Origin of the sequence: Curtobacterium sp. MCBD17_008, assembly GCF_003234475.1 — a bacterium.
In the GTDB taxonomy this organism is placed as follows: Bacteria; Actinomycetota; Actinomycetes; order Actinomycetales; family Microbacteriaceae; genus Curtobacterium.
Genome location: NZ_QKTK01000003.1, coordinates 339,933 through 352,045, shown reverse-complemented (window position 1 = coordinate 352,045; position 12,113 = coordinate 339,933). Strand labels below are relative to the sequence as shown.

Annotated in this window: 9 protein-coding genes and 1 pseudogene; 3 read left to right on the top strand and 7 right to left on the bottom strand. The window is 64.3% G+C overall.

Annotated elements, in window-relative coordinates:
• The 3 genes and pseudogenes from DEI95_RS05165 to DEI95_RS05155 all read right to left on the bottom strand — a co-directional run.
• Positions 1-183 (bottom strand): annotated as a pseudogene (locus tag DEI95_RS05165) (hypothetical protein); the annotation flags it as partial.
• A gap of 12 nt (positions 184-195) precedes the next feature.
• Entirely contained in the window at positions 196-1,731 is a 1,536-nt protein-coding gene (locus tag DEI95_RS05160; protein ID WP_111059581.1) for a glycosyltransferase family 39 protein, read from the bottom strand.
• Positions 1,728-3,242 (bottom strand): glycosyltransferase family 39 protein, encoded by a 1,515-nt coding sequence (locus DEI95_RS05155; protein ID WP_181436200.1) that lies wholly within the window; start codon positions 3,240-3,242, stop codon positions 1,728-1,730. The genes DEI95_RS05160 and DEI95_RS05155 overlap by 4 nt, the downstream gene beginning before the upstream one ends.
• A 251-nt stretch (positions 3,243-3,493) precedes the next feature.
• Here DEI95_RS05155 and DEI95_RS05150 point away from each other — a divergent pair, with 251 nt between their 5' ends.
• Complete coding sequence (locus DEI95_RS05150; RefSeq protein ID WP_111059579.1) at positions 3,494-3,805, top strand: hypothetical protein; 312 nt, start codon at positions 3,494-3,496, stop codon at positions 3,803-3,805.
• Between the two features lie 180 nt (positions 3,806-3,985).
• On the opposite strand, the gene DEI95_RS05145 is transcribed toward DEI95_RS05150, so the two are convergent.
• From DEI95_RS05145 to DEI95_RS05135, 3 genes are all read right to left on the bottom strand, one after another.
• Positions 3,986-5,386 carry a glycosyltransferase family 39 protein gene (locus DEI95_RS05145; RefSeq protein ID WP_111059578.1) on the bottom strand — a complete coding sequence of 467 codons (1,401 nt, stop codon included), beginning with the start codon at positions 5,384-5,386 and terminating at the stop codon, positions 3,986-3,988.
• Positions 5,387-5,642: 256 nt separating this feature from the next.
• Positions 5,643-6,050: a DUF4913 domain-containing protein gene (locus DEI95_RS05140; protein WP_181436199.1), complete on the bottom strand. Its 408-nt coding sequence runs from the start codon at positions 6,048-6,050 to the stop codon at positions 5,643-5,645.
• 705 nt (positions 6,051-6,755) lie between these two features.
• Positions 6,756-8,492, bottom strand: a complete 1,737-nt coding sequence (locus DEI95_RS05135) for a P-loop ATPase, Sll1717 family (RefSeq protein ID WP_181436198.1) — start codon at positions 8,490-8,492, stop codon at positions 6,756-6,758.
• Between DEI95_RS05135 and DEI95_RS05130 the strand changes: the two genes are divergently transcribed.
• A complete protein-coding gene (locus DEI95_RS05130; RefSeq protein WP_375342341.1) occupies positions 8,428-9,654 on the top strand; it encodes a S8 family serine peptidase in 1,227 nt (408 codons plus the stop codon). The two genes, DEI95_RS05135 and DEI95_RS05130, sit on opposite strands and share 65 nt — an antisense overlap.
• Before the next feature lie 1,155 nt (positions 9,655-10,809).
• Complete coding sequence (locus tag DEI95_RS05120) at positions 10,810-11,211, top strand: GNAT family N-acetyltransferase (RefSeq protein WP_110826164.1); 402 nt, start codon at positions 10,810-10,812, stop codon at positions 11,209-11,211.
• 470 nt (positions 11,212-11,681) lie between these two features.
• Here DEI95_RS05120 and DEI95_RS05115 read toward each other — a convergent pair whose 3' ends face one another.
• Positions 11,682-12,092 (bottom strand): ester cyclase, encoded by a 411-nt coding sequence (locus tag DEI95_RS05115; protein ID WP_111059573.1) that lies wholly within the window; start codon positions 12,090-12,092, stop codon positions 11,682-11,684.
• Positions 12,093-12,113 lie beyond the last annotated feature (21 nt).

The window sequence follows — 12,113 nt, the reverse complement described above, 5'->3', positions numbered from 1 at the left end:
CTCGCTGTGTCGGCGGCCGGCGCGACCGAGCGTGACCACGCGCTCCTTGAGGGAGTTGTCCTTGCGGATGGTGAAGCGCTTGGAGACGTTCCGCACCGTGACGACGGCGGGAGCGTCGGAGAACGGCGAGGTCGTGGCCTGCACGGTCGGGCCGCTGTTGGTGGCTTCCAGTTCTGGTTGCATCGCTGGCACAGACTATCCCTGAAGCTCGCTCCGGAGCCTCGTCGCACGGACCACCAGAACTACCGCCGCGACTGTCGCTGCGACCCACACCAACACCGCGAGAGCAATACCAACCGGCCCGAACGGGCTGATGGCCGTCATGGCCGATAGCCCTCCTTTCGACACCGCGAAGTGCGTCGCTTCGTACGCGCCCTGGTACGCGACACTCAACCCGTATGCGGCGATGATCGGAGAGCCGACCGTCGCGATTCGAGCGATTCCGCGTGCTTGACCGGGTGAGCTGGTGAGTGAGACGGCGGTGATCGCGATCACTGTGACGAGCGCCGTGACCGCGAGATCGAGTTGACGTCCGTCGCCCGTCATGACGAGACGTGCGTTCCTGCTGGCGATGATCCCGGAGAGCAGCGCGGCTCCGACGACGAGTCCGCTCCACGTCAGGAGCGGCCAGGCGCGACGAAGAGCGGGCTCGCGCCGAAGCAGCGCCCAGCACGCGAGGGCGAGAGCACCGACGGTCAGGAAAGCGGACAGGGGAGAGGTCAGCAGCCACCCATCGCGTCCGAGGCTTCCCCAGAACCGGGTGCTGAGACCGGACCACTGGCCGTCGATCGCGTTTCCCAACGTGTATTCCTGCGGTATCGCGGCCGCGGTGTTCGCCGTGCCGAGCCCAAGGCGGTGCACCTGCGCCAGGTACTGCTGCAGCACACTGACGAGGGAGACGCCACTGATCACGATCACGACGCCCACATCGATCAGCTTGCGACGGAGGCCGGGGCCCTGCGCGAACACGAGACAGACCAGGGCGAAGAGAGCCACGAGGAGGCCGCTGTAGCTGATCGTCATGGCGACGCCGGCGACCAGGGCCACAGCAGTGGACGTCCACCAGGACCGGTCCCCGGTCACCAGCCGGGCGCCCAACCACACAGCGATAGCGGAGAGCAGTGTCACGGGCGCCAGCATGTTCGCAGTCCCGCCGGTCTGCGCAAGCTGCGGCACAGTGAAGAGCAGAACCGGTGTCATCGCCGCGGTCACCGGTGATAGCGAGAAGCGACGCGCGGTTGCGAACACCAGCATCGGTAGCGGTGCGAGCAGCACGATGTTGATCGCGCGGAGCAGCATGACCGCTTCATCCCACCGAAGAGACGCCCACCCAGCAACGCGAAGCACTACGGCGCTCAACCAGTACCCCGCGACAGGATCCTGACCCGCAACGTTGCGGTCGGGTGCGTCGCCTGGATGCGCCGCCAGGAGTTCCGCGATGGAGCCGTGTGTGGTTGCGGGCGTCGCGAACCCTTCGGCCAAGATCCACCGCGTCGCGTTCAGCGCATGCAGCTGCCCGTCTGCCGGCCACGTTCCCCGGAGCGCGATTCGGAAGGCGCCATCGACCGTGTTCGCTTCGGCGAGAGCGCTCCCTGGGGGAGTGGTGAGGGCCCACACGGTCAGCAACGCAACCCACGCCACCGTGATCGCGACGAGGATCCCAGTTGCTGGCCTTCCGGGCAGGACGCGGTGCACCCAGCCAGCACGGATTCGCACTGCCGCCGAACTCATGACTCAGTCCCGCGGGGGAGCTGGCGGCTTTGGGTGACTGCGACCACGATGGCTGCGGTCGCCAGTCCGATACAGACCAGCACCACGAATCCTGGAGCGTTGGCGTCTCGGAAGAACGTGGAGAGGCCGCTCGAGGTCACCGCGAGGGCCCGGTTCTCCCAGAACGTTCGGTAGTCGAAGCTCACCCCGTAGAGCGCGATCACTCCGAAGGCCACCATGAGGGCGGCTGCCAGGGAGCTCTGACCGACTGCTGTGCGGGGGATGCGTCGCCAGGCGATGGCGCTGAGCGTGATGAGGGCGATCAGTGCGGGGAAGTAGTACCGGCCCTGGGTGCCGCCGACGACACCCATCTTCTGATAGCCCAACCACGCTTTGGTGGTCTCGATGAGCAGGAACGTCAGCGGAAGCACCGCCACAGCCGCCACCGCATACAGGTTCGGGTGACGTCGGACAGCGAAGACAACGATGACGCCAATCGCGAGGACCATGCTCACGTCGATGAAGACCTGTGACATCGGAAACTGCGCTGTCCGTCCGGGGCTGCCCCAGAAGGTGTCGCCGAGCCGGTTCCACAGCGTGGCAACGTAGGTAGGGAAGTCAGGCCCTTGCCCAGCAGGGAACAGCTTCGGTTTCCGGGAGACGAACCCCTCCGGCTGCAGCGTCTTGAACACCAGCAGGTTGCGCACCCACCACCACGCCCCAGCGGCTGCGGAAACGCCGGCAACCAACGCGGTTCGAAGCAGCGCGAGGCGGAGCCCCCTGAGTCGGTAGGTCCCCACGAAGACGGCGACCGCGACGAACGGGACGACCGGCCAGGCGGTGCCCTTCATCCACAGCAGCGCTCCCATGAGCACGCCGAGCAGCACTGTTGCCCGTACCCGGCTGTCGCCCGTGAGGATTCGTACCGCGACGAAGGTGACCAGGCCGCTCAGCAGAAGGACGGGGGCATCGTTCGTGACCGTGGATCCGACAACCGCGATCTGCGGCACACCCAGGATGGCGGCGGCACCGACAACAGCGGCGCGCGGTGACCCCGTCATCCGTCGCACCGTCGCCCACGCGAGCAGCGGAAGGGGCGCTGTGAAGAGGATGCTCAACAGCCGAAGTGCCAGCACCGCGTGATCCCACCGCAGGTCCGTGGAACCGATCAGGTGCAGCAGGCCGGCGCCGATGAAGTACGACGTCGGCGGATGCTGCGACATCTGATTGATAGCGCTGACGCCCGGAACAGCAGTGAATGTCTCCAGCTGCCCCGAATACCGCTCAAGCAGCTGCCCCCACGTCAGACCAGACACCTGCTGCGGGTCCTGAAACGCGGCAGCGGTTGCGGCCAGGAGATGCATCGTCCCCGGATCGGACCAGCTATAGCCAAGCGCGAGGTGCAAGACCGCATCGAGGTGCTGCAACTCATCCGCAGCCTGAAAGATCGGAGTGATTACGGCCCAGCAGAGCAGGACGGCGACGAACGCCACACTCAGCGCCCCGACGACAAGGCGCTCCCGCTTGCTCACAGCGGAGCCAGCTTCCGAAGAACCAACCCGAGCTGCTGGCGGGGCTGCGACGGCCTCAACGGAGGCAGTGACTTCAACTGGTTGCTTCACAACACGGCTTCTCATTCGGGAGGACGGGTGGTGCGCACGCAGACGCGGCCCCTACTCACCCCACCGGGCGACGTAGCACCAGAAGATTACACCGACCGTTCAACACGACCCCTGCAAGCACGGCCCGCCCTTCCCCAGCCCGGGCCACCGCAGGAGTTGGCATGATGATGCAGATGGACACGGCACCCGAACCCAAGATCACGGACATCGTGAAGACGCTTGGCAGCGTCCCGCGCACGTTGATCATCCGCTCACTCAGCGGGATGGCCACCCCGCGGTCCGCCGACGAACTCGCCGAGACGATCAACATCACACGCGACCAGGCGCAGGAACACATCGACCTGCTCGTCGAACTCGGCGTGATGACACTGACCGAACCTACCCACGCCGCCTCACGGCCGCGCTACCTCATCAACCAGGAAGCACTCCGCGCGGTTCTCGAGCAGCAGCGGCGGTACCTACTCAACAACTAGCACCTTCTCTCACCCCGCGAGTGCCTACCCGAGGGGCACGAAAGTCACTGAGGAAGCGGATTAGCCAATTCGACTCCCAGCCCGGCGGCGTTCGTCTCACCTGCCAGGCACGGCCGTGCGGGAACAGCCGTGGAAGCGACCCACACTGGCGTTTCACCGTCTTTTCACGAACGGCAACTCTCAGTGCTGCGTGAAAGTGATGACGTAAAAGTCATCCATGCGGTGCCGAGATTCCTCTTTCCACCCCGTGGCGCGGAGGCGCTCGCGCATCGCCGCCGGCTGGTCGCCGGTTCGTCCTCCGACGTACCAGACGCGGCCGACGCCGTCGAGCGGGAGTGCTGCCTTCGGGGGCAGGCGTTCGGCCCAGAGCTGCCCGATCGAGGCGGCGTTCTTCACGATGGTGAGGTCGCGGAACCCGATGAACGCACTCGGGTAGGCCGACGAGACGTACTCAGTGGTCCGGATCGGGTGACCTGGCAGTGGGCCGTAGTAGACGCCGTCGATTCCACTCTTGTTCGGCAGGTGGGCGCGCTTGGCGGTGATGTAGGCCGCGGCCTCGCGCCAGTGCGAACCGGTCTTGTGGTCCGGCGCGCGCTGCGCCGCGATCTGCGGGACACAGAGGGCGGCGACGAGGACAACGCCAATGACGGAGACGAGGCGCCAGCGGACCGCACCAAGCGCGACCCCGATCAGCACCGCGACGAAGGGGGCGGTGAAGGTGAGGTACCGCGCGTTGTAGAGCGGCTGCACAACGACCGACACGACGATGACCGCGACGATCGGGACGATTATCGCGGGGAGGGCGACCTCGAGCGCGCGCGACCAGGGACGGATCCGTCTAACGACGAGCACGGCGATGACCCCGGCGATGACGATGATCCAGCAGACCACCGCGAGGAGCGTCGACGTGCCGAAGTACTGCTGTACGAAGACCGAGTTCACCAGCCGGCCGTCGAGACGCAGGACCTTGCCCATCCAGTAGAGCTGCGTCGACGCTTGCCCGCTCGTCATCCGGGCGAGCGGGATCGTGAACAGCCCTGCCACTGCTGCGGCGACGAGCCAGGACACGGCCGCACGGAGCATTGGCCCTTGCCGACGCCGAGTGAGCATCCAGATCATCACGGTGACGGCGTGCGCCACGATGAGCAACGCGGAGTACAGGAACAGGTACGAGCCGAGCACGGCCAGTACGCCGTATCCGGTCCACCAGAGCCAGGCGCGCGGCTGCTGGCGGAGCGTCCGGTCAGTCGCGACTACGAGGACGAGGGTGACGGCAACGGCCACGGTCATCGACATCGCGTACGACCGACCCTGCAGCCCCGAGGAGGTAGCCCGGGGGAGGACAGCCAGGACGAGGCCGGCCACGATGCCGGCACGGAGGCTCGTCAAGTGGTGCACGAGCACGACGAGCAACCCGGCGGCCACCCCGACGGCGATGGCGCTGGGGAAGCGGAGCGTCACGAAGTCGTACGGCAGGAAGCGCAACCAGACGTGCACGAAGGCGTAGTAGAGGCTGTGCACGCCGTCAACGTGGTGCGCCATGTCCCAGAGCTGCGGCAGAGAACGGCGGGCGGCGCTCATCGTTGCGGCCTCGTCAATGGCAGCAGGTGCCGCCCACGAGCCCCAGAACGACACGCTGGTACCGAGTAACCCCACGAGTACGGCCGCCAGCGCGACGCTTCGACGTGCCGGGCCGTCGTACTCCCGAGTACTGTGCCTCCGCTCCGTCGTGAGAACACCGCCGTCGACGGCAGGGGACGGACTGCTGATGGAGGACATCAGGTCAGGCTACTGGCCCGCTACATCTCAGCAGATCCGACGGCCCGGTGCTGGTCAATCAGCTCGGCAACCTATACGAGCCGGCTTTGCCGCCGAACAGGATCGCCGCGTGGCGGTCCCTGTGCGTCAACCACCAGTCGGACAGAGCATCGGCGCGATCCGCGGCGTCGATCACCGCTTCCTGCCGCGCCTCGAACCACGCCCACAGCCGTTCGACGGCCTCGGGGTGCTTCCACCACTCCGGGCACCACACAGCGGTGCTCTTGTCCAAGTGTGTGCACTTGACCACCGACAGGTGCTCCTCAGCCCATTCGAGGAACAGCCGCGTCAGGTTGAACTCCTCCTCCTCAACGTCGGCGTAGTTGAGCGCGTCGCGCTCCTCGTTGGTCAGCTCATCGGGATCCACGCCCGGCATGCCCCCAGCCACGGCATCGACGGTCTCGTCGGGCTGGTCGAGGTCAGCCACGAGCTGCCGCCTTCTCCGAGCCGGTGGCGATCGCCAAGGGTGCGTCGTCCTCGATGAGGGCGCGGCTGCTCGAAGTGATAGCCGACATCCCGCACCCTGGAGGGGCAGAACGCGGAATGCCGGGCGCTCGTCGAACTGGTTGTCGAGTAACCCTATTGTCAATTTGACAGACATACATCTCGGCTTTACCGGTGCGAGAGAAGTGTACTAGCAGCTGTAGCCGCCTATGCAGACCCTGCGCTGGCGTAGAAAAGCTCGGTCCCGCTGAGAAAATCAGCGGGACCGAGCTCCTCAGATTCGACTAGATTTGCGCGTTGAAGTAAACACCGCAGAACCGCAATGGCTTTTGCGGACTGCTGTACAGGCACGGCAGCTGCGAGTAACCCACATACGGCGACGAGTAAATCTTATGCCACTCCGACTGCGGTACGCCAAAGAACGCCTCGTGCTTTGGCATCCGATCGTGATAGCCAAAGACACGCGAGACACCCGGGCCGAGATAGACCTCCACATCGGTATCGATAGGCGGAGCGTAGCTGACCAACGGAAGCGTGGCGCTTGCGCGCATCCACCCAGCGCCGAAAACGTTGGTAGACAACGTGGGCCCACCATCGAGTTCACTTAGTGGTGCCGTAACACTCTTGGTCTGCACGCAATTCCGCAGCCAAATAGCACACTTGTAAGCAAAAAGGACGTTCGAATCAATCAGTCTCTGATGGACGACGAATCATCGTGGTCGGTTAAAAGTTGATCCAGTTCCCCTGCCGTCATCGTGGAATCAATGCCGGCAAACTCATACAAAGCCTCTTCGAGGTCAAAGCCCTCAGCCTCACTTTCTACAAGTAAGGCTTCAATGGCGAAACGAGAGTATTGCTTCTCGGCAGTCGTGACGTCTCCTGCTGAAATCACGGAGTGCTTTCGATTGATTGCGGTCGTGAGCGCAGCGTTTGCAAAATAGATGAAGTCACGCGGCCTGGGTAGAGTCCTCCACAGGAAATAGTCGCGCGTAGGAAGCCCCCTCACCTCCGAATCGAACACGTCCTCCCACATATCGAACGCAGGGAGGCCGCGCTTTCTTGAACGATTCGCGGCATATCGGTCCTCAAGAACTCGCACGAGGAGCTCGGCATCCTGCCAGCGAACGGACAGGACTCCCACCTTGTCAGGCTCTCTCGCAAATTTCGCGATCGCATCGTAGATGTCAGTTCGCAGGAATACCGTCAGAGTAACATTCACTGGATCAAACCCACGCGGCGGGCGACCGAAATCTTTTTCCACGCGCCCAATCGCAGTCAGGAGCGAGAGAATGAACCGAGCCATCACGCCGTAGTCCGCTCCGCGCTCCCACGTCTTGTCCAGGTTGTCAATTAGGACCGCCACCCGGTCGAAGTCCTTCAGTGTTCGCAGGATGAGCTCTTTGAGGTGCCCTAGGCGGTGCAGCCCAAGCACGCGTCCGATGTAGACATGCGCCGTCTCCCCGTCCCTGCGAGACTCCACCGTCAACGACGAAACGGCCTGTTCAAGCCGAGTCGAGAGATCTGCTTCGACGTCGATTTCGAGGTCGTCTAGCTCTTGAGTCAGAAGAACAAGTGCGTCATCCGTTCCAGTGCCTGCGGGACGCTCGCTCGCGTAGCTAACGGTCCGAACGGCGATCTCCGTGTACAGGAGGTACGTCCAGATGCTCAACATGGCGTACTCGGACTGGCTATCTGATTCGAGCGCCTTGACAAACTCAACAAGCCCGGCAAGTTCGTAGGCGGAGGGCTTGACCGAGACCACGAGGTTTCTGCGATCCTTCCGCAGCTCGAGCACACCCTGGCTCATCGTCGCTGTCTTGCCCGTGCCCTTGCGGCCCACGAAAACCTTCGAGTCACCCGCGAGAATTGATCTGAATTCGCTGGTCTCCACGAAGTATTCTGTTAGCTCGTCACGCTCGTATTCAGCTACGTACTGTCCGAAGCTTCGCAACGGGAGCTCGATATCGAGCGCGAGCTTCCCCAGCCGCTTATTAGTTCCGGCCTGCTTCGGTAGCGCCTCGAGCCAACTTCTCACATACTCCTGCAGACCGGCGGCGCTGTCGTAAGTGTAAAGCAGGTCCTTATAGTCGAGCGGAGACTCAAATCCCTCCTCGACTACCATCAACACGGGCAGCTCAAAACCGTGGGCCAGGCCTGCTAGGAAACTTGCCCGCGCATTATGTTCGACAGCGCGAAGGCGCTTGGGGGCTAGCAGGTGGAAGACAGCAGCCGAAGCGCGGTAAATTTCCTTAACATAGAAATCAAGGGGAGCCATGCCTAGGTCGTCACCAGCACCAAGAATGGTGAGGTGCGATTGGCGCTCAAGAAAGCTTTCAAGGGTCAAGGCGGCTTGGAACCGGATGGGGAGCGCGGGAGCAAACACGGCATCCGCTTGCTTGGCGCGCCCGCCACTCATGAGTGTCATGGTCGTCGTGGTATCCGCAGGCAACCTGACGGACCTTCCCGACGGAGCGCATTGGTTCCATAACTATCCCGACTACCTCGCCGACGAATTTTCAAGAGTCGCATCCCCGGGCACAGCGGCGCTCGCGGTCACAGTCGGGTCGACCGCCCACAGCGACACGATGGACCCTGCTCGGTTCCCCGGTGGCCAGGGCATCGCCGACGTCGGAAAGCCATCGCCATTCGGGCGAACCGGACCCGTGCAAAGCAGCTCGGCCGCAGGAAGGCAGAAGCCAGAGTTCAGCGGGCCGGGCGGGAACTGGGGATGGGACGAGAACTCCGGCCTCATCGTCGAGCGGGACCCGAGCCTGACTCCGGTCACTCTTCGCCCATCGGCGGGCGGGAGGCTTTTTAGCAACGCCTGGGGCACCAGCTACGCTGCACCACGCGTCGCGCACGAAATTGCCGACATCGCGGACCACTACCCAGACGCGAGTGCGAACCTTCTACGCGCCCTGACGGCGCTCTCTGGGACTCCGCCGTGGCAAGTGCCGAATCCGCACGCCGGCACTTACGGATTTCCCGTCGCGGCCCGGGTGGCAGAGAGCACCGCCGACCACGCAATTTGTGTGCTGGAGGGTGAGATCGAAACCAACTCCTATCAGCTGGTGCGACTACCGATCCCAGCGGAGTTCTCGGCGGGCCGATGGGATCGCGAGGTGCGAGTCTCGCTGGCGTACGACCCGCCGGTTCGCCGCAGTCGACGCGACTACATTGCAGGACACATGCGATTCGACCTCGTCCGGAACTACAGCGAGGCGCAACTGCAGCAGATCTACCGCGAGCAGCCCACTCGCGCTGAGCGTGCAGCAGGAGCGGAATGGTTCGAGCGGCCCGGCAAGCGAAACCTTCCCGATATGAGACCCGTTGTGACAGCCCTGGGCAGCGACACATTAATCTGCCGATCGTTCCGGTCGGGCGGCGCTTGGGACGCGAATGACTCCGACTTCTACCTCGTTTTGGAGCACACCCAGAGTCAGTGGAGCGACTCCCAAAGAGCCGGGTACCCCTCCCAGCGGTATGGACTCGCCGTCGAGCTGATCCGGCACGAGACCATCGATCTGGACCTCCACGCGTTGATGGAAGCGGAACTGCGCCTCGAGAGTCGCGGGCGCGTGCGATGACGAAGGCTCACCGATCGTCGCGGTGGTCGCAGTCGCCGCAAAAGATGCGGGACCCCGCTCTCGCGGACGCGTTCAGCGCAAACGCCCCCGGCAAGAAAAGGTCGAAGAAGCCCCGCCAGCTCACGCTCGCTGGCAACTGCCCGTACTGTTTCGGGCCGATGCAGTACGTCTGGAATCGCACCACCGTGATCGGTGCAGCGGACGCAGCCGTCGTCGGTCAGGGAGATGCAGAATTGGTTGTCACCGTCCACTGCACTTGCCCGCTAGAACATGGTGGACGCCCTCACGGGATGACAGGCTGTGGTCAGCGATGGACGATGGTGGTAGAGGTATGACCGGGTACACGATCAAGCCTCGCTCGGCGCGTCCGTTGTCCTCAGCGGAGGCGGCACAAGCCGACCGGATCCAAGCGCTCGTTGCAGACCAGCTGGCCTCCGTTCGCCGCGCCGCGGAGCGCTGGCGAGACGGATCCGGTGTCGCTAGCGCTATCACCGCGGCTGCTGCGCTGTTCGCCGCGCCGGAGATCTTGCAGAAAGCGGCCGCGTGGCAGCTTCGGCAGGGCGGAATTTGCGTGGGTGCAGGGATAGCCCTCGCAGTCGTCGCGCTAATCTTGAGCCTGTACTCGTCGGTTGGTTGGCCTCGACGCGCTGATCTAACTAATCCAGGCGCGCTCGATGTCTGGTACGGCAGGGAAGTAACGAGAGCGCTGTGGAGCCTCCGGCTATCCATGCTTTTCACCCTCTTCGCCCTGGTCACGCTCTCAGCAGCCGGCGGAGTGCTGCTATTCCGGGTCTGGCTGCCCCTCTGAGGGCCAGCCCAAAGGTTGAACTCCACCGAGTGACTTCCTCGTATCCGGCGGTGTGTCGTATGACTTTGGAACGAAGCACACTGGAATAACTGGTTGGTGGGACGAGGTGCCGCGCACCAGCGATCCGCCCGATGGACGACCGGGACAGGTTGTTTGGCAGCGTAGGCGGACAGATGACCTACAGGAGGGGTGCTTGAGCCCGGACTGTGGACAAGTTGTCTGGCGCCCGACATGTGAGACGGCGATACTCCGGCCAAGCAGGACAGGGAAGTCGTCGTGGTTGTCGCCGCCAGTCGCGTACCGGTGGACGAGCGGCTTGCGGGACGGTCTCGCAGTACCGTTCCGGGATGGACTACTCCTTCTCCGCGCCGACCGCGATGGAGTTCAAGACGCTCTACGACGAGACTGGTTGGGGGGACTGGACTCTGGACCGATTCGAGCGCGCTCTGTCTGGGAGCTGGATCGTCTGCACCGTCAGGGATGACGCCGGCCGCCTGGTTGGCATGGGCAGGCTCATCAGTGACGGGGCGCTGCACGCCTTCGTGACCGAGATGATCGTCACCGAAGAGGCTCGAGGTGGAGGTATCGGCGGCCAAGTCCTCGCGCGCCTAGTCGACGAGGCACGTCGCCGCGGAGTGGACGACGTACAGCTCTTCGCGGCCCGAGGTCGGGCTGAGTTCTACGAACGCCACGGCTTCGAGCGCCGGGCCGAAAGCGGACCCGGCATGGACGTAGCGAGCGTTCGCTAGCCCATCCTCTACCGGGCGGCTGTCGTGAGCACCACGCGTCCCGTCGTCGCAGCGTCGCCGGCCCAGCGGGACTCGACCTCCCGGATCGGTGCAGCTTGCGCGTCGATGGTCGCCGTGCCGTCTGCGGTTGCGAGACGATGCCGGGCAGCTCCGCAACGAACGCAGCACGCCCGGCGGCGCCTTGCCCACTACCGACGATGCTCAGTTCAGATGCGCGAAGCGCTGCGGACGGGACTGGGGTCTCCTGCCCTGCGGTCGAGCCGATCGCGATCCAGTCCAGCCGACGCCCCCGGTCCTGTCGAGCCGTGACGAGGGATCGCATCACGTCCGCGGCCGGTTGCCCCCGGACCTGGTCGATGACCACGTCGACCTCGGCTGCCGCCTCACATCCGGTGCGGTCCCGCCAGCGATCATTCCGCTTCCGCCGACTGTCGAGTGAGCCGGCTACCGCATCAGTTCGTGGACGATGCTCACTGAGCGGTGAGCTGGCTCATGAAGGCGGTGAAGTCGCCGATTGCGTTGTGCTCGACGATCTGGCCGTCGCGGATGACGTCGACGGCGACGGCTTCGAGGCGGGTCGCGTTGCCGTTGGCGGGGATGCCGAACAGGTCATCGTTGCTGAAGGTGCCCTCGAGGACCCAGTGGGTGTAGACGGTGTCACCGTCGGCGGACTGGCCGAGGATCGTCATGGTCTGGTCGGGGACCGCGGTCTTCGCGGCGAGGTCGGAACCCATCCACATGTCCCTGTCCATCGCACCGCCGTTGGTGTGGTTGACCAGATCCTGGGAGATGTAGGTGTCGAACGCGGCCTGCAGATCGCTGGTGTTGTAGGCGTCGTAGAAGGCACGGGCGATGGTCTTGTTGTCGTCGGTGGTGCTCATGGTCTTGTCCTTCGGCTGGGA

What these genes read in the sequence shown, in the direction of transcription:
- DEI95_RS05160 (WP_111059581.1), bottom strand. Translation starts at nt 1,731, where the DNA reads ATGAGTTCGGCGGCAGTGCGAATCCGTGCTGGCTGGGTGCACCGCGTC.
- DEI95_RS05150 (WP_111059579.1), top strand. Translation starts at nt 3,494, where the DNA reads ATGATGATGCAGATGGACACGGCACCCGAACCCAAGATCACGGACATC.
- DEI95_RS05145 (WP_111059578.1), bottom strand. Translation starts at nt 5,386, where the DNA reads ATGAGCGCCGCCCGCCGTTCTCTGCCGCAGCTCTGGGACATGGCGCAC.
- DEI95_RS05130 (WP_375342341.1), top strand. Translation starts at nt 8,428, where the DNA reads ATGGGGAGCGCGGGAGCAAACACGGCATCCGCTTGCTTGGCGCGCCCG.
- DEI95_RS05135 (WP_181436198.1), bottom strand. Translation starts at nt 8,492, where the DNA reads ATGACACTCATGAGTGGCGGGCGCGCCAAGCAAGCGGATGCCGTGTTT.
- DEI95_RS05120 (WP_110826164.1), top strand. Translation starts at nt 10,810, where the DNA reads ATGGACTACTCCTTCTCCGCGCCGACCGCGATGGAGTTCAAGACGCTC.
- DEI95_RS05115 (WP_111059573.1), bottom strand. Translation starts at nt 12,092, where the DNA reads ATGAGCACCACCGACGACAACAAGACCATCGCCCGTGCCTTCTACGAC.